This is a genomic window from Acrocarpospora catenulata, assembly GCF_018476525.1.
Taxonomy (GTDB): Bacteria; Actinomycetota; Actinomycetes; order Streptosporangiales; family Streptosporangiaceae; genus Acrocarpospora; species Acrocarpospora catenulata.
This window is the reverse complement of the sequence record NZ_JAHCST010000001.1, coordinates 225176-249006: the sequence shown is the minus strand read 5'-3', so window position 1 is coordinate 249006 and position 23831 is coordinate 225176. Positions and strand designations below refer to the sequence as shown.

General features: G+C 72.2%; 21 protein-coding genes. 12 read left to right on the top strand and 9 right to left on the bottom strand.

Annotated features, from left to right (window positions below; genetic code table 11):
- From KIP79_RS01085 to KIP79_RS01065, 5 genes are read right to left on the bottom strand one after another with little or no spacing between them, the layout of a single operon-like run.
- A complete protein-coding gene (locus KIP79_RS01085; protein WP_250212483.1) occupies positions 1–1353 on the bottom strand; it encodes a lyase family protein in 1353 nt (450 codons plus the stop codon).
- The gene (pcaG, locus tag KIP79_RS01080) at positions 1340–1900 is read right to left on the bottom strand and encodes a protocatechuate 3,4-dioxygenase subunit alpha (protein WP_214102742.1); all 561 of its coding nucleotides are present in this window, start codon (positions 1898–1900) and stop codon (positions 1340–1342) included. Before pcaG ends, KIP79_RS01085 begins: the two co-directional genes overlap by 14 nt.
- Positions 1897–2664: a protocatechuate 3,4-dioxygenase subunit beta gene (gene pcaH / locus KIP79_RS01075; protein WP_214102741.1), complete on the bottom strand. Its 768-nt coding sequence runs from the start codon at positions 2662–2664 to the stop codon at positions 1897–1899. Before pcaH ends, pcaG begins: the two co-directional genes overlap by 4 nt.
- Positions 2664–3386: a CoA-transferase subunit beta gene (locus KIP79_RS01070; RefSeq protein ID WP_214102936.1), complete on the bottom strand. Its 723-nt coding sequence runs from the start codon at positions 3384–3386 to the stop codon at positions 2664–2666. Before KIP79_RS01070 ends, pcaH begins: the two co-directional genes overlap by 1 nt.
- Positions 3387–3406: 20 nt before the next feature.
- Complete coding sequence (locus tag KIP79_RS01065) at positions 3407–4216, bottom strand: CoA transferase subunit A (RefSeq protein ID WP_214102740.1); 810 nt, start codon at positions 4214–4216, stop codon at positions 3407–3409.
- Between the two features lie 75 nt (positions 4217–4291).
- Between KIP79_RS01065 and KIP79_RS49140 the strand changes: the two genes are divergently transcribed.
- From KIP79_RS49140 to KIP79_RS01045, 3 genes are read left to right on the top strand one after another with little or no spacing between them, the layout of a single operon-like run.
- Positions 4292–5887, top strand: coding sequence for an IclR family transcriptional regulator domain-containing protein (locus KIP79_RS49140; RefSeq protein ID WP_308169499.1), 1596 nt, complete (start codon positions 4292–4294; stop codon positions 5885–5887).
- Between the two features lie 40 nt (positions 5888–5927).
- Positions 5928–6707 carry an SDR family NAD(P)-dependent oxidoreductase gene (locus KIP79_RS01050; protein WP_214102739.1) on the top strand — a complete coding sequence of 260 codons (780 nt, stop codon included), beginning with the start codon at positions 5928–5930 and terminating at the stop codon, positions 6705–6707.
- On the top strand, positions 6704–7279 hold the full coding sequence (locus tag KIP79_RS01045; protein ID WP_214102738.1) for a TetR/AcrR family transcriptional regulator: 576 nt from the start codon (positions 6704–6706) through the stop codon (positions 7277–7279). Before KIP79_RS01050 ends, KIP79_RS01045 begins: the two co-directional genes overlap by 4 nt.
- A gap of 70 nt (positions 7280–7349) precedes the next feature.
- On the opposite strand, the gene KIP79_RS01040 is transcribed toward KIP79_RS01045, so the two are convergent.
- Positions 7350–8504 carry an RNA-guided endonuclease InsQ/TnpB family protein gene (locus KIP79_RS01040; RefSeq protein WP_214102934.1) on the bottom strand — a complete coding sequence of 385 codons (1155 nt, stop codon included), beginning with the start codon at positions 8502–8504 and terminating at the stop codon, positions 7350–7352.
- A gap of 109 nt (positions 8505–8613) precedes the next feature.
- On the opposite strand from KIP79_RS01040, the gene KIP79_RS49970 reads away from it, so the two are divergent.
- The 7 genes from KIP79_RS49970 to KIP79_RS01005 all read left to right on the top strand — a co-directional run bounded on the left by KIP79_RS49970 (position 8614) and on the right by KIP79_RS01005 (position 15703).
- Positions 8614–8868, top strand: coding sequence for a transposase (locus KIP79_RS49970; protein ID WP_214102737.1), 255 nt, complete (start codon positions 8614–8616; stop codon positions 8866–8868).
- A 136-nt stretch (positions 8869–9004) separates the two neighbouring features.
- Positions 9005–11260 (top strand): glycosyl hydrolase family 18 protein, encoded by a 2256-nt coding sequence (locus tag KIP79_RS01030; RefSeq protein WP_214102736.1) that lies wholly within the window; start codon positions 9005–9007, stop codon positions 11258–11260.
- Positions 11261–11452: 192 nt separating this feature from the next.
- Entirely contained in the window at positions 11453–11614 is a 162-nt protein-coding gene (locus KIP79_RS01025; protein ID WP_214102735.1) for a hypothetical protein, read from the top strand.
- A 61-nt stretch (positions 11615–11675) separates the two neighbouring features.
- On the top strand, positions 11676–12671 hold the full coding sequence (locus KIP79_RS01020; protein WP_214102734.1) for an MvdC/MvdD family ATP grasp protein: 996 nt from the start codon (positions 11676–11678) through the stop codon (positions 12669–12671).
- Positions 12652–13401: a TIGR04500 family putative peptide maturation system protein gene (locus KIP79_RS01015; protein WP_214102733.1), complete on the top strand. Its 750-nt coding sequence runs from the start codon at positions 12652–12654 to the stop codon at positions 13399–13401. Before KIP79_RS01020 ends, KIP79_RS01015 begins: the two co-directional genes overlap by 20 nt.
- The gene (locus KIP79_RS01010; protein WP_214102732.1) at positions 13398–13559 is read left to right on the top strand and encodes a hypothetical protein; all 162 of its coding nucleotides are present in this window, start codon (positions 13398–13400) and stop codon (positions 13557–13559) included. Before KIP79_RS01015 ends, KIP79_RS01010 begins: the two co-directional genes overlap by 4 nt.
- The gene (locus KIP79_RS01005) at positions 13556–15703 is read left to right on the top strand and encodes a peptidase domain-containing ABC transporter (protein WP_214102731.1); all 2148 of its coding nucleotides are present in this window, start codon (positions 13556–13558) and stop codon (positions 15701–15703) included. The genes KIP79_RS01010 and KIP79_RS01005 overlap by 4 nt, the downstream gene beginning before the upstream one ends.
- On the opposite strand, the gene KIP79_RS01000 is transcribed toward KIP79_RS01005, so the two are convergent.
- Positions 15704–18994 carry an ATP-binding protein gene (locus KIP79_RS01000; RefSeq protein WP_214102730.1) on the bottom strand — a complete coding sequence of 1097 codons (3291 nt, stop codon included), beginning with the start codon at positions 18992–18994 and terminating at the stop codon, positions 15704–15706.
- Between the two features lie 171 nt (positions 18995–19165).
- Here KIP79_RS01000 and KIP79_RS00995 point away from each other — a divergent pair, with 171 nt between their 5' ends.
- The gene (locus KIP79_RS00995) at positions 19166–21505 is read left to right on the top strand and encodes a Tex family protein (RefSeq protein ID WP_214102729.1); all 2340 of its coding nucleotides are present in this window, start codon (positions 19166–19168) and stop codon (positions 21503–21505) included.
- 183 nt (positions 21506–21688) lie between these two features.
- Here KIP79_RS00995 and KIP79_RS00990 read toward each other — a convergent pair whose 3' ends face one another.
- Complete coding sequence (locus KIP79_RS00990; RefSeq protein ID WP_214102728.1) at positions 21689–21943, bottom strand: helix-turn-helix domain-containing protein; 255 nt, start codon at positions 21941–21943, stop codon at positions 21689–21691.
- A 69-nt stretch (positions 21944–22012) separates the two neighbouring features.
- Between KIP79_RS00990 and KIP79_RS00985 the strand changes: the two genes are divergently transcribed.
- Positions 22013–22867 carry a type I methionyl aminopeptidase gene (locus KIP79_RS00985; RefSeq protein WP_214102727.1) on the top strand — a complete coding sequence of 285 codons (855 nt, stop codon included), beginning with the start codon at positions 22013–22015 and terminating at the stop codon, positions 22865–22867.
- A gap of 86 nt (positions 22868–22953) precedes the next feature.
- On the opposite strand, the gene KIP79_RS00980 is transcribed toward KIP79_RS00985, so the two are convergent.
- On the bottom strand, positions 22954–23826 hold the full coding sequence (locus KIP79_RS00980; RefSeq protein WP_214102726.1) for a PHP domain-containing protein: 873 nt from the start codon (positions 23824–23826) through the stop codon (positions 22954–22956).
- Between the last annotated feature and the right edge of the window lie 5 nt (positions 23827–23831).

Genomic DNA, 23831 nt, shown 5'->3' with positions numbered 1-23831 from the left:
TCAGCCTCCGGCGGGTCGGCGGGCCAAGGCCCGGAGGGTGAGCGCGGGCGCCGAGCCCAGATAGGCGGCCGGGTCGCAGAGCTCGTCCAGCAGTTCGGGGCTCGGGTGGCCGGTCAGGGGTCCGAGTTCCTCGTCCAGGGTCACCCGGAGCGGGATCCCGGCGGCGGCGGCCTTCCGGGAGGCCGTGGTGACCAGGTCGCGGGCCTGGCGGCGGCCGAGTATGGGCGCGAGCCCGGCGGCGACGTGCTCGGCGGTGACCAGTCCCCGGGTGAAGGCGAGGTTGTCGCGCATGCGGCCGGGGTTCACGCGCAGGCCCTCGGCCAGGACGGCGGCGTGGTGGGCGGCGCCGCCTGCCAGGCGGAGGAGGTCGCGCAGGGGCAGCCATTCGGCGTGCCAGGCCCCGGCGGGGCGTTCGTCCTCCGCCGCGAGGGAGCCGAGCAGTACGGCGGCCAGGGCCGGGGCGGTCCGGGCGGCGGCCGCGATCAGAGTGGCCCGTACGGGGTTGCTCTTGTGCGGCAGCGCCGAGGAGCCGCCGCCGGAGCCCTCGGCGAGCTCGCCGATCTCGGTGCGGGTGAGGACCAGCACGTCGGCCGCCAGCTTGCCGAGCGAGCCGACGGTGACGGCGAGCGCGGTGCCAAGTTCGGCGACCGGGGTGCGCAGGGTGTGCCAGGGCAGCCGGGGCGGGGCCAGGCCGAGTTCGGCGGCGAAGGCGTCCGGCAGGGCGAGCACGCTCTCGGGCGGGAGTTCCGCGCCGAAGGCGGCGAGGGTTCCGGCGGCGCCGCCGAGCTGGGCGGGGAGCACGACGGAGGCCAGGCGGTCGTGGGCGTCCAGGACGAGGTCGCGCCAGCCCGCGGCCTTCAGGCCGAAGGTGGTGGGGAGCGCCTGCTGGGTGAGGGTGCGGGCGGCCATCGGGGTGTGCGCGTGTTCGGCCGCCAGGTGTTCGAGGGCGCTCGCCGCGCGGGTGAGGTCGGCGAGCAGGCCGGTCCGGGTTCTGGAGGCCACCAGCATGAACGCGGTGTCCATGATGTCCTGGCTGGTGGCCCCGAGGTGCACGGACTCGGCGGCGGCCGGGTTCCGCGCGGCGACCGCCTCGGTGAGGGCCTTGACCAGGGGGATGACGGGGTTGCCCCCGGCGGGGGCGGCCCGCCGGGCGAGGTCGCGGACGGCGTGCGGGAGCAGCTCGTCGGCCGCGGCGGCGATGTCCGAAATATCGGTGGAGGTGATGCCGGCCAGGGCGACCTCCGCGTCCAGCAGGGCGCGGAGGAACGCCAGGTCGCCGGTCGCGGCCTCGGCCGGGGTGCCCGCCCAGATGGGAGCGGTCAGCCCGAAGTCGCCAGCCTCATCCGAAGTCAAGGAAGACCGTTTCCCCATCCCCCTGGAGGCGGATGTCGTGGGTGTAGACGCCCGGGGACTCCGGGGTCGCCAGCAGGGTGGCGCGGCGGCCGGGGTCCAGGGACGCCAGCAGCGGGTCGGTGCCGGGTTCGAGGTAGACGCGAGTGTAGAGGTGCTGGAGCAGGCCGCGCGCGAACACGCAGACCGAGATGTACGGGGGACGCCCCGGCGTGGCCGCCCCCGGCGGGAGCGTGCGGAGGGCCCAGTGACCGTCGGCGTCGGTGGCGACCCGGGCGAACCCGGTGAACCGGACCCCGTCCCGCCCGGCGAAACTGCCGTCCACGTGGTCCCGCCGCATCGACCCCGGCTTGCCGGTGAGGCTCCCGGCGGGGTCGGCCTGCCAGAACTCCAGCAGCGCGTCCGGGATGGGGTCCCCGGCGCCGTCGTACACGTGCCCGTGCACGACCACCGCGTCCGGGTGCCCGGCGGGGGCCAGGTCTCCCCCGCCCGCCTGCGGCAGCGCGTACCCGAAGAACGGCCCCACCGTCTGCGAGGGCGTCGGTTTCACCGGCCTTCCTCCATCCACGTCGCCGAGGGCCCGTCCAGCACGATGTCCCACCGGTACCCGAGCGACCACTCCGGGCTGGACAGGTCGTGATCGTAGCGGGCGATCATCCGCTGCCTGGCCGCCTCGCCGGTCACCGAGTTGTAGATCGGGTCGTACGGGAACAGCGGGTCGTTGGGAAAGTACATCTGGGTGACCAGCCGCTGCGCGAAGGCCGTGCCGAAGATGGAGAAGTGAATGTGCGCCGGACGCCAGGCGTTGACGTGGTTCTTCCACGGATAGGCGCCCGGCTTGATGGTGACGAAGGAGTAGCGGCCCTCGTCGTCGGTGAGGCAGCGGCCGGTGCCGGTGAAGTTGGGGTCCAGCGGGGCGGGGTGCTGGTCGCGCTGGTGGGCGTACCGGCCCGCGGCGTTGGCCTGCCAGACCTCGACGAGCTGACCGCGGACCGGCCGCCCGGCACGGTCCAGGATGCGGCCGGTGACCGTGATGCGCTCGCCGAGGGGCTCCCCGGTGTGGTGCAGGGTGAGGTCGCGGTCCAGGTCGGTCACGTCGGTCACGCCGAACACGGGGCCGCGCAGCTCGACCTCGGCCTCCTCGGTCAGGATGAGCGGGTGGCGCGGGTGGCGGAGCAGGCTGCTGCGGTAGGGCGGGTAGTCGCGGGTCACCCGCTCGGGCTCCGGCTCACCTGCGGCCACCGCCTTGGCGACGGCCGCGCCGATGTCGGCGATCTCCCGATCGATGTCCGCCTGTGTCAACGGGTCACCCATCACACCCTCCTCAAATCACGCAACGCGGTCAGTTCTTCGGTGGTGGGGGGCGCGGTCACGCCCACGGTCGCGGCGGTACGGAGTTTCCAGCCGGTGGCCTCGACGACCTGCTCGACCTCGACGCCTGGGTGGACCTCGGTGAGCACCAGCTCCGCCGTCTCCGGGTCGGCCCGGAGCACCCCGAGATCGGTGATCACCGTCACCGGCCCCGCCCCGGGCAGCCCCAGCCTGGCCCGGTCCCCGGGCCCGGAGCCATGCCCGACTGTTGTCACAAAATCCAGCTTTTCCACGAAATTTCGCCGGGAGTGCCGGAGGACCATCAGCACCTTCCCGCAGCTGGCCGCGATCTCCGGCGCGCCGCCGGCCCCGGGCAGCCGCCCCTCCGGCCGGTCCGGCCCGCGGTCGATCACGGTGGTGTTGATGTTGGCGTACCGGTCCACCTGCGCCGCGCCCAGGAAGCCGACGTCGATCCGCCCGGCCTGGAGCCAGTAGTTGAAGATCTCCGGCACCGAGATCACCGCGTCGGCGGTGTCGGCCAGTTCCCCGTCCCCGATGGAGAGCGGCAGCGTGGTCGGCTTGGAGCCGAGCGTGCCCGACTCGTAGATCAGTACCAGATCGGGCGCGATGGTCCGCCTGGCCAGGTTGGCCGCCGCGCTGGGCAGCCCGATCCCCACGAAGCAGGTCCCCGCCCCCGCCAGCGCCCGTGCGGCGTTGACGGTCATCAGGTCGTCCGGCGTCCAGTTCACGCGGCCTCCAGGACGTGGGTGCGCATCCAGGCCAGGAAGGTCTCCCGGTCCCTGGAGATGGGGTCCCAGGCTTGGTAGAAGTCGTTGTCCCGCACCGAGTACCCGGCCGTGTACGACGGATGCGACCCGCCGGGCGCCACCGCCACCGCGTGCACCGCCCAGGCGGGCAGCACGACCGCCCCAGGGCGGGGGTCCAGCGTGTCGACGATCTCCTCGACGGTCACCAGGACCCGGTCGGCCGCCAGCGCCGCCTCCTTCTGGATCCCGACCAGACCCCAGAGCTGCACGTTCCCGGCGCGGTCGGCCCGCTGGGCGTGGATCACGGTCACGTCGGGGTTGACCGCGGCCACCGCCGCCAGCTCCTCCCCCGTGAACGGGCACCGCACGGTCGAGATGGTGGCCGACCGGGTCGGCAGATCGCTCCCCCGGTAGCCGCGCAGCACCGCGAACGGCAGCCGCGAGGCGCCCGCGACGTACCGGTTGGCCATGCCGGCGTGGCTGTGCTCGTCCAGTTCCAGCGGGCGCGGCCAGCCGTTCTCGACCGCGTCGCGGAACCGGTGCAGCGAGCCGACGCCCGGGTTGCCGCCCCAGGAGAAGACCAGCTTGCGGGCGGCGCCCATGCCGATCAGCTGGTCGTAGATCACGTCAGGCGTCATCCGGACCAGGGTGAGATCGGTGATGCCCTGCCGGATCACCTCGTGCGCGGCGGCGAATGGAATCAGATGGGTGAAGCCCTCCATCGCCACGGTCTGCCCGGGCCGGACCAGACGCGCCACCGCCTCCTGAAGACTCAGGATTTCCGCCATATCCCCTCTTGTTCGCCGGATGAACAAAAGTTCATAATCAATGCTGAAAAGGAGTCTCCCCCTAGGACGGGACGGATGTCAACGACACGCGACGCCTCGGTCGGACCACTGGAACGCGGCCTGGCCGTGCTCCGGGCGATGGCGCCCACCGGTCCGGTCCGGCCCAGCGACCTGGCCCGCCACACCGGCCTGGCCCGCTCGACCGTGGACCGGGTGCTGGCCACGCTGATCCGGCTCGGCTACGTCCGCGAATCCGACCGCACGGTACGGCTCACGCCCCGCCTGCTGGAACTGGGCAACGCCTACCTGACCGGCAGCGGCATCCCCGACGCCCTGGAACCGCTGACCGCGCGACTGGCCGCCGAGTTCGACGAGTCGGTCTCGGTGGCCGTGCCGGACGGGGACCCCGACGGCGACGGCGTGCGGTTCGTCACCCAGATCATCCGGCGGCGCACCATGTCCCCGGTTTTCCGGATCGGCGACCTGCTCCCGGCCGAGCGGTGCGCCCCCGGCGCCCTGTTCGCGGCCGGGTGGAGCGAGACGGACTGGGCGGGCTGGCGGCGATCGGCCCTGAACGGGGGCCCGGTGGTGGTGCCGCGCGACCCCGGCGGGGAGGCCGCCTTCCGCCACCGGGCGGCCGAGAGCGCCCGCGGCTGGGCGGAGGACGACCAGCTGATCGAGCCCGGCCTGATCGCCGTGGCGGTCCCGGTGACCGGCCAGGACGGGCGCCCAGTCTGCGCGGTGAGCGTGGTCAGCCATACCAGCCGGCACTCGATCGGCTCCCTGGCCGAGCTGGTGGTCCCCCGCCTGCGCGCCGAAGCACCGTGCTGGCCCCCGGAGCGCCCGCTGGAGCCGGTCCCGGTCGACCCGCCGGTGTCGGATCCCGCCCTCGCCGCCAAGAACGAGATCGGCGCGGAGTTCCTCCAGTCGCTGGCCCGCGGACTGGCCGTGCTGGCCGCGCTCGGCGGCGGGGCGGGCGGGCTGACGCTGACCCAGGTGGCCGAGGCGACCGGGCTGCCCAGAGCCACCGCGCGCCGCTCGCTGCTCACCCTGGTCGCGCTCGGGTACGCCGCGCAGTCCGGCCGCCGGTTCGCGGCCCGGCCGAAGGTGCTGGGGCTCGGGTACGGGCGGCTGTCCTCTATGACCTTCGAGGAGATCGTCGCCCCGCACCTGGCGGACCTGGCCGAACGCATCGGGGAGTCGGTCTCGATGGCGGTGCTGGACGGCACCCAGATCCGGTACGTGGCCCGGGTGCCCGCCTACCGGATCATGAGCGTGGACATCACGGTGGGCACCCGGCTGCCCGCGTACGCCACCTCGATGGGCCGGGTGCTGCTGGCCGGCCTGCCGCCCGCCGTCCAGGCCGAGTTGCTCACCCGGGAGCCGCCGCGGGCGTTCACCCCGCGCAGCCGTACCGATCTGGACGTGGTGCTGCGGGAGGTCGCGGCGGACGGGTTCGCGCTGGTGGACGAGGAACTGGAGGAGGGGCTGCGGTCGCTGGCGGTGCCGGTGCGGGACGGGGCGGGGCGGGCGGTGGCCGCGGTCAACGTGGCCACGCACGCGGCCCGGGGCACGCCGGAGGGGATCAGGGCCGCGCTGCTCCCGGCCCTGGCCGATACGGCGGCCGGGATCGAAGCTGATCTGCGGGGGATGCGTGGGCCGATTTTCTAGAGACTTGCTCTAGAGAAACGCTCTAAATATGCTGCTCGGCATGAGCGTGGTGGTGACCGGTGGCAACCGGGGGATCGGGTACGCGGTGTGCGAGCGGCTGGCGCGGACCGGGCGCCGGGTGGTGCTGGTCGCCCGGGACCCGGCGCGGGGCGCGGCGGCCGTCCGGGAGCTGCCGGGCGAGGTGGACCTGGTGGCCGGCGACCTGAGCACGGTGGCCGGGGTGCGCATCCTGGCCGAGGAACTGCGCCGGCTCTGCCCGGAGATCGAGGTGCTGGTGCACAACGCGGGCCTCTGGCCGAGCCGCCGGGTGCTCACCGCCGACGGGGTCGAGGAGGCGTTCGCGGTCAACCACCTGGCGCCGTTCCTCCTCAACCACCTGCTGGAGGACAGGCTCCGGCGGGTGGTGCAGGTCAGCGCGGGGTTGTTCGTCAAAGGAAAGGCCGACCCCGAGCGCACGGCGTACGGGCTGGACTTCCATCCGGTGCGGACCTACGCGGACACCAAGCTGTGCAACGTGCTCACGCTCCCGCTCTTCGCCCGGCGGTGGCAGGATGCCGGGGTGACCATCGACGCGCTGCACCCGGGAGTGATCCGTACCGGTCTGGGAGACCGGGGCGGCGTGCTGGGGCTCGTCCTGAAGGCGGCCAAGTTCTTCTGGACCGCCCCCGAGCACGGCGCCACGCCGGTGGTGCGGCTGGCCCTGGAGGAGAAGGGCTCGGGGCGGTTCTTCAACGTCGACAAGGAGTTGCCGGTCCACCTGGACCAGGAGCTGGGCGAGCGGATCTGGCGGCAGGCGGCGGCGCTCACCGGGGTCGGATGAGACAGCGGCGGAGCGAGGAGACCGTCCGGCGGCTGCTGGACACGGGGCTGGCTGCCTTCACCGAGGACGCTTTCACGCTGCGCGAGGTGACCACGCGCAGCGGGGTCAGCGTGGGCAGCCTCTACCACCATTTCGGCAGCTTCGACGGCCTCGCCGCCGCGATCTACTCCGAGTGCATGAGCGAACTGCTGGACGCGCTCATCACGGCCCTGGAGAAGACCCGCACACCGCGCACCGGCGTCCGGGCCGTGGTCGGTGCCTACCTGTCCTTCGTGGCGTCCGCCCCGGCCAAGGCCAGGTTCATTCACGGGGCCCCGCACACGGCCGGTCACGCCGACTTGATCGCCGCCCGCAAGGCCCCGCAGCTGGAACGACTGGTCGCCTGGCTACGCCCGCACATCGCGGCCGGCAGGGTGGCCGACCTGCCGCTCCCGCTGATCGAGATGCTGCTGATCGGCCCACTCTCGGAGGTGACCCGGCGGTGGCTGGCCGGGGCCCCGGGCATCGACCTCGCCGAGGCCGCGCGGGTGCTGCCTGACCCGATCTGGCGGTCATTGCGGGCACCCGACTAACAGACTTAGTCAGCTTCTCGGTCCTGAGGGACCGAGCTTGCAGCTCCTCGCCATCGATGGATTCGACGGTTCAGGCCGCGTCCTCGGCAGCGTGACTCACTGCCCAGCCCGTGACACCGCGCGAGGCGATGTTGCGGGCTGCGTTCACGTCGGCGTGCTCAGCGAAGCCGCACGACGTGCAACGGAAAGTCGCTTGGTTAGGGCGGTTCCTCTTCGAGATGTGGCCACACTCGCAGCACTCTTGGGAGGTGTGGCGCGGATCCACGTGGACCACCGGCACTCCGGCGCGGGCCGCCTTGTAGGCGACAAACCGGCCGAACTGCTGGAAGCTCCAGGAGTGCAGCGTGACCTGCTGGGGCTTGCAGAGCCGTACCCTCTCGCGGATGCCGCCGAGGTCTTCCAGGGCGATGCCGCGCGAGGTGCGTTCAGCCTCGGTCACGATGGTCTTGGAGATGCGATGGTTGATGTCGGCCGCGAACCGTTGCTCACGGCCGGAGAGCTTGCGCAGCAGGCGCTTGGCGGACTTGGTGCCCTTCTTCTGCAAGCGTGTGCGTAAGCGTCGGTTGCGGTGCCGGATCTGGTTCAGATGCTTTCCGGCATGTACGGTGCCGTCGCTGGTGGTGGCGATGTTGGCGATGCCGAGGTCCACGCCGAGGAACCCGTTCACCGGGTCCTTCACCTCGGGGTCGGGGATGTCGCAGGTGGCGTACAGGTACCAGGTCCCGCCCCGGAACACCAGGTCGGATTCGCCCTTCCGGTACTCGGCGAGCATCTTCAGCTGATCGGGCGAGCACTGGAACGCGATCCGTGCGGAGCGGCCGCGTACGGTCCAGATGGACACGGTCCGGGCGTCGATCTGCCAGGACAGGCAGCGGTCGTCGAACGGCTGGGCGGCGTCCTTGCGGAACCGGATCGGCTTTGACTCTACCTTGGTCCGGCGTTTGGATCCTTCAGGGCCGTAGTTGCCCGCCTTAAGGTTCGCCTTCAAAGTGGCGTACGCCCCAGCGGTCTTCCGCGCGGCGTGGATCGCGGGCTGTGCGGACAGGCCCATCTGCTTCAATTCGCCGTAGACGAGCCGCTGGAGTGCGGTCTTGCCCGTCACTCTGGTCTGGAAGGCGCGGCGGGAGGCATGGTTGGCGGCCCGGTTGCAGACATGCAATGTCTCCCGGAGGGCCGTTTCGGTGGTCTCATCCGGGCACAGCTTCACCTGTACCACGAGCTTCACGCTGGCATCGTACTGTCTCGCGGGGTCCAGCCCGCTAAGGCCATGGACGACGTCAGCAACGACCGTCCCCACAGCCTCGTGGGCTCTCGCCGACCCCAACCGACACCACATGCACGGACACTTGTGGCCGCCTTCGTACTTCGCCGGTTCGCGCGGCGGCGCACCCCTGAAGATCATTTGCGAGTACATCGAGAACCAAAATCGCCTGGACCAGTGTCCGGACGCAGGAAGGGATGCCATTCCTCCCGGCCCTGAAGACCAGGATTCCTGGCCAGCTCATGTTGACGCCGGAACGGCGGGCGGGTTACGTTCGCTCCAATTAAAAGGAAAGCTTCCTAATAGTTACTGTGGAACCCGCAGCTAGGGAACGTCATGCCGCGATCCCCGCCCGTCCCCTCGATCACCGCCGCGATGTCGAACGAGTGCCCGCCGAACCCGGTCGGCCGTGCACACGCGTCCCTCGTATCCCAATCCCCCCATGGACGTGGAGCAGCACACAAATGAGAACCAGGACCGTCTACACCCTGTTACTGGCAGTGGGGGCACTGCTTCTTCCCCTTTTCTTCGCGCAGACCGCCCACAGCGCGGTCACCGTGCCGATCCGGGCCAACGCCAACGGCCCCGCCTTCACCGACGGCGCCGGCAACAGCTGGCTGGCCGACAAGGCGTACACCAGCGGCACCTGGGGCTATGAGACCTCCTACGGCTCCGGCTCGACCGCCAGCCCGATCGGCGGCACCACCGACGACGCTCTCTACCAGCGGTACCAGCTGTTCAACGGGTGGGGCGGCTACAAGTTCGACGTGGCCAACGGCACGTACACGGTGACCCTGAAGATGATGGAGGACTGGGCCAACGCCGCCGGGCAGCGCAAGTTCGACATCCGCATCGAGAACGTGGTGGTGGCCACCGGCTTCGACGTGTTCGCCTCCTGCGGCGCGCTGAACGCCTGCGACCGCACGTACACCACCACGGTCAGCGACGGCCAGCTGAACGTGCAGTTCAACATGAACGGCGGCGCCAACTACGCGACCGTCTCCGGGATCGCGGTCACCGGGGGTGGCGGCGGCGGGGACACCACCGCTCCCTCGGTGCCCGGCAACCTGCGCAGCACCGGCGTGACCAGCAGCAGCGTCTCGCTGGCCTGGGACGCCTCCACCGACAACGTCGGCGTCACCGGCTACCTGATCTACCGTGGCGGCACCCTGGTCACCACGGTCACCGGCACGACGTACACCGACACCGGCCGCGCCGCCAGCACCAGCTACACCTACCAGGTGCGCGCCCGCGACGCCGCCAACAACCAGTCCGGGCTGAGCAACTCGGTCACCGCGACCACCAGCGGGACCGGCGGCGACACCACCGCTCCCTCGGTGCCCGGCAACCTGCGCAGCACCGGCGTCACCAGCAGCAGCGTCTCCCTGGCCTGGAACGCCTCCACCGACAACGTCGGCGTCACCGGCTACCTGATCTACCGTGGCGGCACCCTGGTCACCACGGTCACCGGCACGACGTACACCGACACCGGCCGCGCCGCCAACACCAGCTACACCTACCAGGTACGCGCCCGCGACGCCGCCAACAACCAGTCCGGCCTCAGCAACTCGGTCACCGCCACCACCAGCGGGACCGGCGGAGGCGGTAAGAAGCTGCTCGGCTACTTCGTGCAGTGGGGCGTCTACCAGCGCGGCTACCACGTCAAGAACATCGTGACCAGCGGCTCGGCGTCCAAGCTGACCCACATCAACTACGCCTTCGGCAACGTGACCAACGGCCAGTGCGTGCTCGGCGACACCTACGCCGACTACGACCGGTTCTACAGCGCGGCCGAGAGCGTGGACGGCGTCGCCGACACCTGGGACGCGGGCGCGCTGCGCGGCAGCTTCAACCAGCTGCGCAAGCTCAAGGCCGCGTACCCGAACATCAAGATCCTGTTCTCGTTCGGCGGCTGGACCTGGTCCGGCGGCTTCGGCCAGGCCGCGGCCAACCCGACCGCCTTCGCCAACTCCTGCTACAACCTGGTGGAGGACCCGCGCTGGGCGGACGTGTTCGACGGCATCGACATCGACTGGGAGTACCCGAACGCCTGCGGTCTCTCCTGTGACAGCAGCGGCTCGGCCTCCTTCCGGACCCTGATGCAGGCGCTGCGCAACCGGTTCGGCTCCAACAACCTGGTCACCGCCGCGATCACCGCCGACGGCTCGAGCGGCGGCAAGATCGACGCGGCCGACTACGGCGGCGCCGCCCAGTACGTCGACTGGTACAACGTGATGACCTACGACTACTTCGGCGCCTTCGCCCCGCAGGGCCCGACGGCCCCGCACTCCCCGCTCACCTCCTACACCGGCATCCCGCAGGCCGGCTTCAACTCCGACGCGGCCATCCAGAAGCTGAAGGGCAAGGGCGTGCCGGCGAGCAAGCTGCTGCTCGGCATCGGCTTCTACGGCCGCGGCTGGACCGGCGTCACCCAGGCGACCCCCGGCGGCACCGCCACCGGCCCGGCGCCCGGCACGTACGAGCAGGGCATCGAGGACTACAAGGTCCTCAAGAACACCTGCCCGTCCACCGGCACCATCGCGGGCACCGCCTACGCCAAGTGCGGCAGCAACTGGTGGAGCTACGACACCCCGGCCACCATCGGCGGGAAGATGACGTACTCCAAGGACCAGGGTCTCGGCGGCGCGTTCTTCTGGGAACTCACCGGCGACACCACCGGCGGCGAACTGATCACCGCCATGAAGAACGGTCTCGCCTAGTCCACCAGCCGACCTACCAGGCCCGCCGGGATCCCCCGGCGGGCCTTCCCTTTTCTAAGTGCTTTCTAAGTCAGCGGTCCAAGAGTTGACCAAGAAACAGCTAAGGGCTGGTTTCTACGGTTTCACCAGGTGCTCAAGGCACCGGTTCTTCAGCACAAGAGGCCGTCCCAGGACGGTGGAGGGGAAACGAACATGTCCAAGATCAAGATTGACGACATCGCGGCCGTCGGCCGTGAGCTCGACGAGGGCGACCTGCGGCTGGTCAACGGCGGCGCCAACCCGGACCTGACCAGCATCGTCATGACCCCGGACGGCCGGCGCTGGCGCGACCGGGACGACTTCACCGGCGCCTGATCCGGTGTGACGCGCGGGGCGCCGGACGGCGCCCCGCGTGTCCTGTCCCAGGAGGAGCGAAATGCCTGGCGAGATACTCATCCTGACGGCGGACGGGGACGCGCACGCCGAGCGGGTCGCCACGATCCTGTCCGCCCGGGGAGCCGAGACCGTGGTGTTCGACCCGGCCGACTTCCCGTCGCGGGCCCGGATCACCGCCGCGTACGGGCCCCGGGTGCGCCGCACCCTGCACACGGACGGCGGCCTGCTCGACCTCGACGCGCTGACCGCCGTGTGGTTCCGGCGTCCCCAGCCGCCCGTCGCCCACGCGGAGCTCACCGACCCCGCGGTCCGCGCGTACGCCGAGGGGGAATGCGCGGCCTTCGCGGGCGACCTGTGGGACCAGCTCGACTGCCGGCACGTGCCCGCCCGCAGGCAGTCCATCATGCTCGCCCAGCGCAAGCCGTCCCAGCTGGCGCTGGCCGGCCGGCTCGGCTTCGACCTGCCCTCGACACTGGTCACCACCGACCCCGACGAGTTCCTGGACTTCTACGACCGGCACGACGGGCGGATCATCACCAAGCCCTTGGACGATCCCCGCCCGCCGGGTGACGTCGGCCGGTACGCCGAGGCCGTGTCCACCCACGACGTGATCCACGCCGACGCGATCCGCTTCGCGCCCGTCATCGTCCAGGAATACGTCGCCAAGCGGGTGGAACTGCGGGTCACCGTCGTCGGGCGGGCGGTCTTCGCCGCGGAGATCCACTCCCAGGAGAGCAACCACACCCGCTTCGACTGGCGCCGCTACGACCTGGGCAACACCCGCCACCAGCCGCACCGGCTCCCCGCCGAGGTGGCCCGGCGGTGCGTCGAGATCGTCGAGCGGCTCGGGCTCTGTTACGGCGCGATCGACCTGATCCTGACCCCGGAAGGGCGCTACGTCTTCCTGGAGGTCAACCCGAGCGGCCAGTGGCTCTGGATCGAGAGCGCGACCGGCCTGCCGATCAGCGAGGCCATCTGCGACCTCCTGCTGCACGGCCCGCGAAAGGAGACCAGTGATGTTGTCCGATGCGCTTGACACCCTGCGTGACCTGGCGGGAACCGATCCCGCCGAGGCGAGCGACCACTTGCGGAGGCTGCGGGAGCGCCATCCGGACGTGCGGTTCCGGCTGCTGTGCCAGCGCGAGGAGTACGACGGCTCGCGCCACTACGACCTGCTGATCAAGCGGGCGGGCGAGGGCACGGTCTCGCTGTCCTGGTGCCCGGAGCAGAACCTGCCGTGGCCGTTGCGTGGCGTGCACCGGGCCAGCGAGCTGCTCCTGCTGCGGATCGACGGGGTGGGCGTGACGGTGGCCGACGCGGTCGCCCGGCTCGACTTCCTGTGGGACGAGGCCCGGCTGATGGACCGGATCGTCACCGCCACCCTGCTCCAGGCGGAGCTGACGGAGTCCCCCGTCGAGCTCACCGACGACGAACTCCAGGAGGCGGTGGACGCCTTCCGCCGGGCCAGGGGCCTGCTGACCGTCGAGCAGACCCGCGCGTGGATGGACCAGCGTTGCCTCACGGACGTGGACCTGGCGGCGCTGGTGGCCGGGGAGGCGGCGGCGGCGCGCGTGCGCGAGCGGGTGACGGCGGGCAGGGTCGAGTCCTACTTCGCGGAGCACCAGGCAGAGTTCGGCGCCGTACTCGACGACGAGACGCGCCGCCGCGTCGAGCGGCGGATCTTCGACGAGTGGCTGGCGGAGCGCCGCCGTGCCGCGAAGATCGAATGGTTCTGGGGGACCACGGCGCGGACGGGTGCGCTGTGAGCGGCGAGCGGATCTTCCGGGCCGGGGCGCGCGCCGGGACGGCGCAGCCCCGCCCCGTGACGCTGGGCGCGACCACGTTCGTGACCCTGTGGGTGGCGGTCGTCGCGCCGGCCGCGGTGCTGGCCTGGCTCGTGCTGGGCGCGGGAGTCCTGGGATGAGACGGGTTCCCGTGGTCATGCAGAACGCGGCCACCGAGTGCGGGGCCGCGTGCCTCGCCATGGTGCTGTCCTTCCACGGCCGCCGCACCGCCGTCCAGGAGGTCGCCGACCGGCTGCGCGCGGGCAGGGACGGCCTGAGCGCGCTCGCCATCGTCGAGGCCGCCGAACGTTTCGGCCTGCGGGCCAAGGCGTTCTCGCTGGAGCCCGCCGACCTCGCCCGGGTGCCGATGCCGGCCGTCGTGCACTGGGAGTTCCAGCACTTCCTGGTGGTCGAGCGATGGACGCCCGGCGGGGTGGACGTCGTCGACCCGGCCCAGGGGCGCGCCCGGCTCTCCGCCGAGGAGTTCGACGCCGGCTTCACCGGCGTGCTGCTGGCCTTCGAGCCCGCCCCGGGCTTCCGGCGGGCGCGTTCCGGCGCCGCCCAGGCCTGGCGCCGGGAGTTCCTGCGCACGCTGCTGCTCAGGAGGAAGGGACTGCTGGCCCAGGTGCTGGCGGCCTCGGTGCTGCTCCAGATCCTCGGCCTTGGGCTGGCGACGGCGTTCCCGGTGGTCGTCGACCGGGTCCTGCCGTACGGCGACGAGCGGCTGCTCATCCTGGTCGGGGCCGCCGTGCTGGCCGCCGCGGTGACCCAGTTCGCGGTGGCGTACCTGCGCTCGGTGCTGCTCGTCGCGCTGCGTGCGCGCACCGACGGCGAGGTGACAGAGAATCTGGTGTCCCACCTGATCGCGCTGCCGTACCGGTACTTCGCCACCCGGGGGAAGGGCGACCTGGTGAACCGGACCACCAGCGTCGTCTCCCTGCGCGAGACGCTGACCGGCCAGCTCCTCGCGACGCTGCTCGACGGGCCGCTCGCGGTGGTCTACCTTGTGCTCGTCGTCCTGGCGGACCCCGTTTTCGGTGGCTTCCTGCTGCTGCTCGCGCTGCTCCAGGGCGGTCTGCTGCTCGGTACTGCCCGGCGGGTCGGCGACCTCACCCGGCGCGAGCTGTCGGCCCTGGCCGCCGCGCAGAGCCGCCTGCTGGAGGCCATCGGCGGCATCGAGACGCTCAAGGCGTCCGGCGCCGAGCCGCTGGCGCTGAAGCGCTGGTCGGAGCAGTTCGCCCGCCAGTTGCACGCCGACGTGCGCGGCGGCCTGGTCAAGGGCCTGGTCGACGCCGCGCTGGCCGGGATCCACTATCTGGCGCCCCTCGGGCTGCTGTGGATCGGCGCGTGGCGGGTGCTCGACGGGTCGATGAGCCTGGGCACGCTGCTCGCGCTCAACTCCGTCGCGGCCGCCGCGCTCACCCCGCTCGGCTCGTTGCTGACCTCGCTGCGGAACCTCCAGGAGGCGGGCGCCCACTTCGACCGCCTGTCGGACATCCTGGCCGGCGAGCCGGAGCCGTCCTCCGGCATCGAGGTGCTGCGCCTGCGCGGCGGGATCGAACTACGCGGGGTGGGCTTCCGGCACGACCCCCGCGGCCCGTGGGTGCTGCGCGAGGTCTCGCTGACCGTACGGCCCGGCCAGAAGGTCGCGCTGGTGGGCGCCTCCGGTTCGGGGAAGACCACCCTCGCCCGGCTGCTGCTCGCCCTCCACACCCCCACCGAGGGCGAGATCCGGTACGACGGCGTCCCCGCCGCCGAGCTCAACCAGCGTTCGCTGCGCCGCCAGTTCGGGGTGGTCACCCAGGAACCGTCCCTGTTCACCGGGACCATCGGGGAGAACATCGCGTTCAACGACCCGGAGGCGTCCCAGCGGCGGATCGCCGAGGCCGCCGCGCTCGCCTGCCTGCACGAGGAGATCACGGCGATGCCGATGGGCTACGAGACGCTGCTGGTCGAGGGCGGCGGGCTGTCCGGAGGCCAGCGCCAGCGGCTGGCCCTCGCCCGCGCGCTGCTGCCGCACCCCAGGGTGCTCCTGCTGGACGAGGCCACCAGCCAGCTCGACGCCGCCACCGAGGCGGAGATCGAGGCCCGCCTGGCGGGCCTGCCGCAGACCCGCGTCGTCATCGCGCACCGGCTCAGCACGGTCAGGGACGCCGACCTGATCCTCGTCCTGGACCGGGGGCGGGTGATCGAGCACGGCACCCACCCGGAGCTGCTGGCCCTGGGCGGACGCTACGCCCGCCTGGTCGCCGCCCAGCTGACCGGCGCCGTCTCCCCCGGATGATCAGCCGGCCGGGAGCCGCGCCAGCGCCTTGCGGGCGTCCTCCTCCCAGTGCGGGGAGCCCACCTGCCTGGCCACCTCCACGGCCCGCCGGTAATGCCCTGCCGCCGTCTCCGGCCGGCCGAGGAACACCGCGAGATCGCCGAGCGTGTGGGCCACCGGTCCGAACGTGACCGACGCGGAGTTCAGCCCGGCCATCTCCCCCTCCTCGGGAAGGAGCAACTCGTAGCACTCCCCGGCCTTCTCGCGGGACTCCATCGCCATCGCGTTCGCCGACCGTGCCGCCATCATCAACAGCCAGGCGTAGTCCCGGCGCGGAAGTTCCGGCGGCCATACGGCCCTGGCCTCCGCCAGGCGACCGGCTCCCGCGAGCGCGCGGGCGAGCATCTCCCCGGCCCCGTCCGGGATCACCTCGTAGACCGGGGCGATCACCGCCACGGCGTCCTCGAAGCGTCCGGTCACCACACAGACCACGAACCGGCCGACAGGGCCCATGGTGGCCCAGTTCGGCGCCCCCATCTCGACCATGCGCTGCCCCAGCGTCGTGTACGCCCGCTCGGCCTCCTCGAACTCGCCGCGGACCAGCAGGTGCAGGGCGTCGAAGAACCCGAGGATGGCCAGAGCGTGGGCGAGCTGACCGCTCGTCGAGTGCTCCGCGGCCTGGTCGGCGTGGCGCCGGGCGGCGGCCCAGTCGTTGCGCCCCAGCATGACCATGCAGAGCGCCACGTGGCCGAGCATCTGGTAGCCGAGCAGCCCGACCGATGCGGAAGCGCGCAGCAGTTCCTGGCCGACCCGCTCCATCTCCTCGCGCCGGTCCGGGTCGTGGCAGGCCCAGTACCGGGCGTTGAGCGCCATGCAGAGCAGGTGCGGGTCGCCGAGGTCCCTGGCGATGGCCACCGCCTCGGTGCTCGCCGCCTCCAGGCGGCCGTGATCGTGCCCCTCGATGAGGTGACAGAACATGGCCAGGAGGCGGCAGCGCAACTCGCCCCGCTCTTCCGGCAGCACCTCTTCGACGGCCCTTACCAGATCCGGCTCGAGCCTCCGGTCCGGCTGGATGGTCCAGATGATCGGCGCGTCGAACGCCACGAGCGCCCGGGCGAAGGCGCTCGGATCAGCGATCTTCCGGGCGACGGCGATCGCCTTCGCCCTGGCCTCCAGCGCCCGCTCCAGCTGACCGGCGTGCGCCAGCGCGGACACCAGCCGGCAGAGCAGGTCGAGCCGGATCGCGTCGGACGGTTCAGGCGCGAGGTCGAGCGTCCCCAGCGCGCCCTCCAGGAAGGCCGCCGCGTCCCGGTAGGCGTACAGGGCCGAGGCCTGGGCCGCCGCCCGGGAGGCGTGCTCGGCCGCGGTCAGCGCGGTGGCGCTGCTCGCGGCGGCGAGGGCGTGGTGCCCCAGCGCTCCGACGTCCCGGGGCCGTACGGCTTCGAGTGCCGTCAGCACCTTCCCGTGGATGCGCGCCCGGCGCAGCCGGGGAATGTCCTCGTAGAGGGTCTCCCGGACCAGCACGTGCGCGAAACGCACGTGTCCCGGCCGGGGCTCGTCCAGCAGCCCGGCCAGCACCCCCGCCTCCAGCCCGTCGAGCACGGCCTCCTCGTCGCTTCCCGGCATCGCGATCAGCACGTCGGCGTCGACCTCCCGGCCGAGCACCGCCGCGCTGCGCAACGTCGTCTGCGCGGCCCCGGGCAGGCGGGCCACCCGCCGCCGGATCAGATCCCGCACCCCGGGCGGCAGCGCGTTGACGGCCGTCGGACCATCGAGCGCGAGCAGCCGCGCCGTCTCGCTCACGAACAGCGGGTTGCCGCCCGTACGGTCGCTGACCCTGCGTACGGTGGCCTCGTCCACGTCCAGGCCGGAGCGTTCCATGAGCAGCCGGGCGACCTCCTCCGGCCCGAGCCCGCCCAGGGTCAGGTTCTCCACGGTCTGCACGGCGAGCGCGGCGCCGGTCGCCAGCAGGTCGGCGCCGCCCTCCCCCGGCCGGTGGGTGAGCAGGACCAGGACGGGCGTGCCCGCCAGCCGTACGGCCAGGTGGCGCAGGAGCTGGAGGGTCTCCTCGTCGGCCCGGTGGGCGTCGTCCAGCACGATCAACAGCGGCCCCGGCACGCCTTCCAGGTAGTCGCCCACCGCCCTGGCCAGCCAGAACTGGCCGACCGGCGCGGCGTCGTCGGTCAGCAGCGGCGCCAGGCGCGCGGCGGTCTCCGGCGGGGGCGGCGTGCTCGCCGCCAGATGGCGCAGCACCTCGCTCCAGGCCCACGCGGGCGGCACGCCCCCCGTCGTCTCCGGGCACCGGCCGACGACGGCCTGCCAGCCTTGCCCCGCCAGCTGCCGGACGAGGGCGTCGGCCAGCGTGCTCTTGCCCGAGCCGGCCTCGCCGCCGAGCCACGCGAGCCGGAACCCGCCCTCGGCCTGGCCGGCCGCGGCGGTGAGGCGGGCGAGCTCCCTGGTACGCCCGACCATCCCGCGCGGAGCGGGCGGCTGCGGGCGCGGCGGGGGCACCACCAGCGGCACCGGCGCGGGTTCCGTCACCATCAGGTCCAGGGAGGGGACCTGGGCGAGGATGTCCCCCTCCAGACTGCGCAGCGCGGGCCCGGGGTCCACGCCGAGCTGTTCCACCAGCAGCTCCCTGGTGCGGCGCAGGACCGCGAGCGCGTCCCCCTGCCGACCGGCACGGTAGTAGGAGAGCGCGAGCAGCCGTACCGCGTTCTCCCGCAGCGGCTGGGCACCGACGTGCCGCTCCAGCTCGGGGACGAGCTCGGCGTGGCGGCCCAGCGCCAGGCCCGCCTCGGCGCGGTACTCGACGGCGACCGCCCGCAGCTCCTGCAGGTGGACCACCTCGGGCACGGCCCACTCCTGGTCGGCGAACTCCGCGTACGCCGGCCCCGTCCACAAGGCCAGCGCCTCGTCGACCGTGGCGAGCGCGTCGGCGGGCCTGCCCTCCGCGAGCAGACCGGCCGCGGACTCCACCAACCGGGGGAACCGCCAGGCATCCACATCGTCGGGGCCGAGCATGAGCCGGTAGCCGGGCGGGGCGCTCACCAGCACCCTGGCCGCGGCCCGCGGCGCGCGCCCCGGCTCCAGGATCCGCCGCAGGTTCGAGACGTAGACCTGCAACGCGCCGAGGGCCTTCGGCGGGGGCTGGCCCTTCCACAGGTCGTCGATGAACCGGTCGGTGGACACGATGTGCCCCTGCGCGCAGACCAGCCGGGCCATCACGGCCCGATGGAGCGTCGTGCCCAACTCGACAGGACGACCGGCGACCTCCGCGCCTATGGAACCCAGGACCAGAACCCGCACCATGATGCGAAGCATAGGCGTGCGGATCAAAGCGGGTGAACAGCTTCATTTGGCACGTCCTCCGGTGGAACATTCGGCGGGCGGGCGGTGGTCGGGCAGAATAGGCCGGGCGGCGGGGGCGGGCCGGTGCGGGCCGCTTTCTGGGGCCGCGCCGAGCCAGAGAGAAGAAGGACCGTGACGACTTCGATCAACCAGCGGATCGCCGAGGAGCTCGGGGTCCGGGAGCGGCAGGTGGCCGCCGCCGTCGAGCTGCTGGACGGTGGGGCGACCGTGCCGTTCATCGCCCGGTACCGCAAGGAGGCGACCGAGATGCTGGACGACGCCCAGCTCCGGTCGCTGGAGGAGCGGCTGCGCTACCTGCGCGAGCTGGAGGAGCGACGGGCGGCGATCCTGGAGTCGATCAGGTCCCAGGGCAAGCTGGACGAGGCGCTGGAAGCGCAGATCATGGCGGCCGACTCCAAGGCGCGGCTGGAGGACATCTACCTGCCGTACAAGCCGAAGCGGCGGACCAAGGCGCAGATCGCCCGGGAGGCCGGTCTCGAGCCGCTGGCCGACGCGCTGCTGGCCGACCCGGGGCTGGACCCTACCGCCACGGCGGCGGCGTACGTCGGGGAGGCCGTGGCCGACGCGGCGGCGGCCCTGGAGGGCGCGCGGGCCATCCTGATCGAGCGGTTCGGCGAGGACGCCGACCTGATCGGCGACCTGCGGGAGAGCATGTGGAACCGCGGGCGGGTGGTCTCCCAGGTGAAGGAGGGCAAGGAGGATGCCGGGGCCAAGTTCTCCGACTACTTCGCCTTCGGTGAACCGTTCAGCAAGCTGCCCTCGCACCGCATCCTGGCCATGTTCCGCGGCGAGAAGGAGGAGATCCTCTCCCTCACCCTGGAGCCGGAGGAGCCGCAGGACGGGCCGAGCACCTTCGAGCAGCGCATCGCCCGCCGGTTCGGCGTCGCCGACCAGGGCCGCCCGGCCGACCGCTGGCTGCTGGACACCGTACGGTGGGCCTGGCGGACCAGGATTCTCGTGCACCTGGGCATCGACCTGCGCACCCGGCTCTGGCAGGCGGCCGAGGACGAGGCGGTCCGGGTGTTCGCCGCCAACCTGCGCGACCTGCTGCTGGCCGCGCCCGCCGGGACCCGCCCGACGATGGGACTCGACCCCGGGCTGCGCACCGGCGTGAAGGTGGCCGTGGTGGACGCCACCGGCAAGGTGGTGGAGACCGCCACCATCTACCCGCACGAGCCGCGCCGGCAGTGGGACCAGTCGATCGCGGTGCTGGGGGCGCTGGCCCAGAAGCACGGGGTGGAGCTGATCGCGATCGGCAACGGCACGGCCTCCCGGGAGACCGACAAGCTGGCCGGGGAGCTGGTCAAGCTGATGCCGGGGCTGACCAAGATCGTCGTCTCCGAGGCGGGGGCCTCGGTGTACTCCGCCTCCGCGTACGCCTCCCAGGAGCTGCCCGGGCTGGACGTGTCGCTGCGCGGGGCGGTGTCCATCGCGCGGCGGCTCCAGGACCCGCTGGCCGAGCTGGTCAAGATCGACCCCAAGTCCATCGGGGTGGGGCAGTACCAGCACGACGTGTCGGAGCTGAAGCTGTCCCGCTCACTGGACGCGGTGGTCGAGGACTGTGTGAACGCGGTCGGGGTGGACGTGAACACCGCCTCCGCGCCGCTGCTCACCCGGGTGTCGGGGATCGGTTCCGGGCTGGCCGAGAACATCGTGCTGCACCGGGACACCCACGGCCCGTTCCGGACCCGGCGGGCGCTGAAGGACGTGGCCCGGCTGGGGCCGAAGGCGTTCGAGCAGTGCGCCGGGTTCCTCCGCATCCCCGGCGGGGACGACCCGCTGGACGCCTCCAGCGTGCACCCGGAGGCGTACCCGGTGGTCCGGCGGATGCTGACCGCGACGGGAAGCGAGCTGAAGTCGCTGATCGGGGACACGGGGGCGCTGCGGCGGATCAATGCCGCCGACTTCGTGGACGACACCTTCGGTCTGCCCACGGTGAGCGACATCCTCAAGGAACTCGAGAAGCCCGGCCGGGACCCGCGTCCGGCCTTCAAGACGGCCACCTTCAGGGACGGCGTCGAGAAGATCGCCGACCTGAAGCCCGGCCTGATCCTGGAGGGGGTCGTCACCAACGTGGCGGCCTTCGGGGCTTTCGTGGACATCGGCGTGCACCAGGACGGTCTGGTCCACGTGTCCGCGATGTCGGCGAACTTCGTGAAGGATCCCCGGGATGTGGTGAAGTCCGGTGACATCGTGAAGGTGAAGGTCCTGGACGTCGATATCCCGCGCAAGCGCATCTCGCTGACCCTGCGCCTGGATGACGAGGCGGCCCGCCCGGCGGCGCCCAACCGCGAACCCCGCCAGGGGGGCAAGGGCGGTGGCGGCGGTAAGGGCGGTGGGCGCGGCCAGAACCGTGGCGGCTCCGGCCGCGACAGCGCCCCTGCGGGCGGCGCGATGGCGGAGGCTCTCCGTCGCGCCGGCCTGACCGACCAGGGCAGGAAGAACCGGTAGATCTGGTACGTCCGACCGGTGGCCGTCATCCGATGGCCACCGGTCGCGCTTTTCCTGACCCTGCGGGGTCTTTCTTGCTGGCCTTCCGGGGCCTCTACAGGACCTTCGCCGGGGTCTCTGCGGACCTTCACGGGGCCTCTGTGGGCATTTCTGGGGCGTCTGCGCGGCCTTTGTGGGGGGCCGTCAGGCGGCGCGGTCCTCGGCGCAGGCCTGGGCGAGCAGGTCGAGGGAGATGCCGAGGGCGGCCCCGAGGGCGGCGATCGTGAAGAAGGCCGGAGTGGGGATGCGGCCTGTTTCGATCTTGCGGAGGGTTTCCGGCGAGAGGCCGGCGGCGGCGGCCACCTCGGGCATGCTGCGGGCGCCTCTGGCCTCGCGGAGCAGGCGGCCGAGGCGGTGGCCGCGCTGGTGGTCGAGTTCGGTGAGCGATGGTCGGACCATGAGAGCATCCTAGCAACCGTGATAAGAATCCCGGTATAACTATTGGGAAGCAGCGTGCGAGGAGGCACCATGGTCGAACTGAAGACACCGGGCGAGCTGGCGGCGATGCGGGAGGCCGGCCGCGTCGTCGGCCGCGCGCTCGACGCCGTCGCGGCGGCCGTGGCCCCCGGGGTGCGGCTGGCCGAGCTGAACGACATCGCGGCGACGGTCCTCGACGAGAACAAGGCGAGGTCGGCGTTCCTCGGCTACAAGCCCGACTTCGCGCCGACCCCGTTCCCCGCGGTGATGTGCACCTCGGTGAACGACGTGATCGTGCACGGGATCCCGGACCGGTACCGACTGCGCGAGGGTGAGCTGCTCACCCTCGACTTCGGGGCGTACCTGGACGGCTGGGCGGGAGACGCCGCCTTCAGCATGGTGGTGGGCAGCCGGGGAACGGAACGCCGCACCCCGCACCCCACACCCGAAATTACGGATATGTCGGGTGCCACACAGCCGATGCGGCAGACCACCACGGTCCTCAGCCCCGACGAACGGCTCATCGAAGTGGCCTGGATGGCCATGGAGGCCGCCATCCAGGCGGCCATCCCCGGCAACCGGCTCGGCGACATCGAACACGCCATCGGCCGGGTCGGCCGTGCCGCCGGATACGGCATCCCCGACGGCTTCGGCGGCCACGGCATCGGCCGCCACATGCACGAGGCCCCCTTCGTCCACAACGAGGGCCGCCCCGGCCGGGGCATGGTCCTCAAACCCGGCCTGACCATCGCGATCGAGCCCATGTTCCTGTCCGGCGGCTCCGACCGCTACTACACCGCCCACGACGGCTGGGCCCTACGCAGCTCCGACGGCACCCGCGCCGTCCACGTGGAACACACCGTGGCCATCACCGAGGACGGCCCGCAGATCCTCACCCTGCCCTGACCGCCGCCACGTTCGCCGAATCCTTGGAAGGTCGCACCAGGCTCCCACTCGGTGCGCAGGGAGCTGTGGCACCTGGTTCAGTCTCCCTATGCCGGAGACGCCGAAGGTGCGGCGCCGCCGGAGATGGGGCGGGCCGCGGTGGCCTGGGAGATCAGGCGTTCGTACTGGGCGGGGGCGGTGGTTTCGCGGCCGAGGCGGTGGCCGGTCAGGGTGCCGTGGTCGTCGCTGGAGCCGGTGGTGAGGAGGTTCAGGTCGGTGGCCAGGGCGTGGAGGTCGGCGCGTTGTTCGGGGGTGTGGTCGGGGTGGTCGGCCTCGAGTCCGGCCAGGCCTGCGGCGGCGAGTTCGGCGATCCACTCGTCGGGGACGGTCCTGCCGCGTTTGGCGGCGCGGGGGTGGGCCAGGACGGGGACGCCGCCGGCCGCGCGCGTGAGCCGTACGGCGCGGGTGGGGTCCAGGGCGTAGCGGGTTACGGACGCGCGCCCGCCCGGGCCGATCCAGGCGGGGGTGAAGGCCTCCTCCAGGGTGGCGATCACGCCGGTGGCCAGCATGGCGCGGGCGATGTGCGGGCGGCCGATCACGCCGCCGGCGGCGATGGACTCCACCATGGCCAGGGTGATCGGCACGCCGAGCTCGGCCAGCCGCGCCACCATGGCGGCGGCCCGGCCTTCCCTGGCCGCCCTGATGCGGGCCAGTTCGGCGGTCAGCTCCGGGTTGGCGGGATCGAACAGGTAGGCCAGCAGGTGGATGCTCATCCCGTCCCTGCGGCAGGACAGTTCCATGCCGGGGACCAGGGTGAGCCCGGCGGGCAGCGCCTGTGCGGCGGGCGCGTGCCCGGCCACCGTGTCGTGGTCGGTCAGCGCGAGCACGTCCAGACCGGCCGCGCGGGCCCTGCGCACCACCTCGGCCGGGGATTGCGTCCCGTCCGAGGCGGCGCTGTGGGCGTGCAGGTCGATCCGCACCCGCT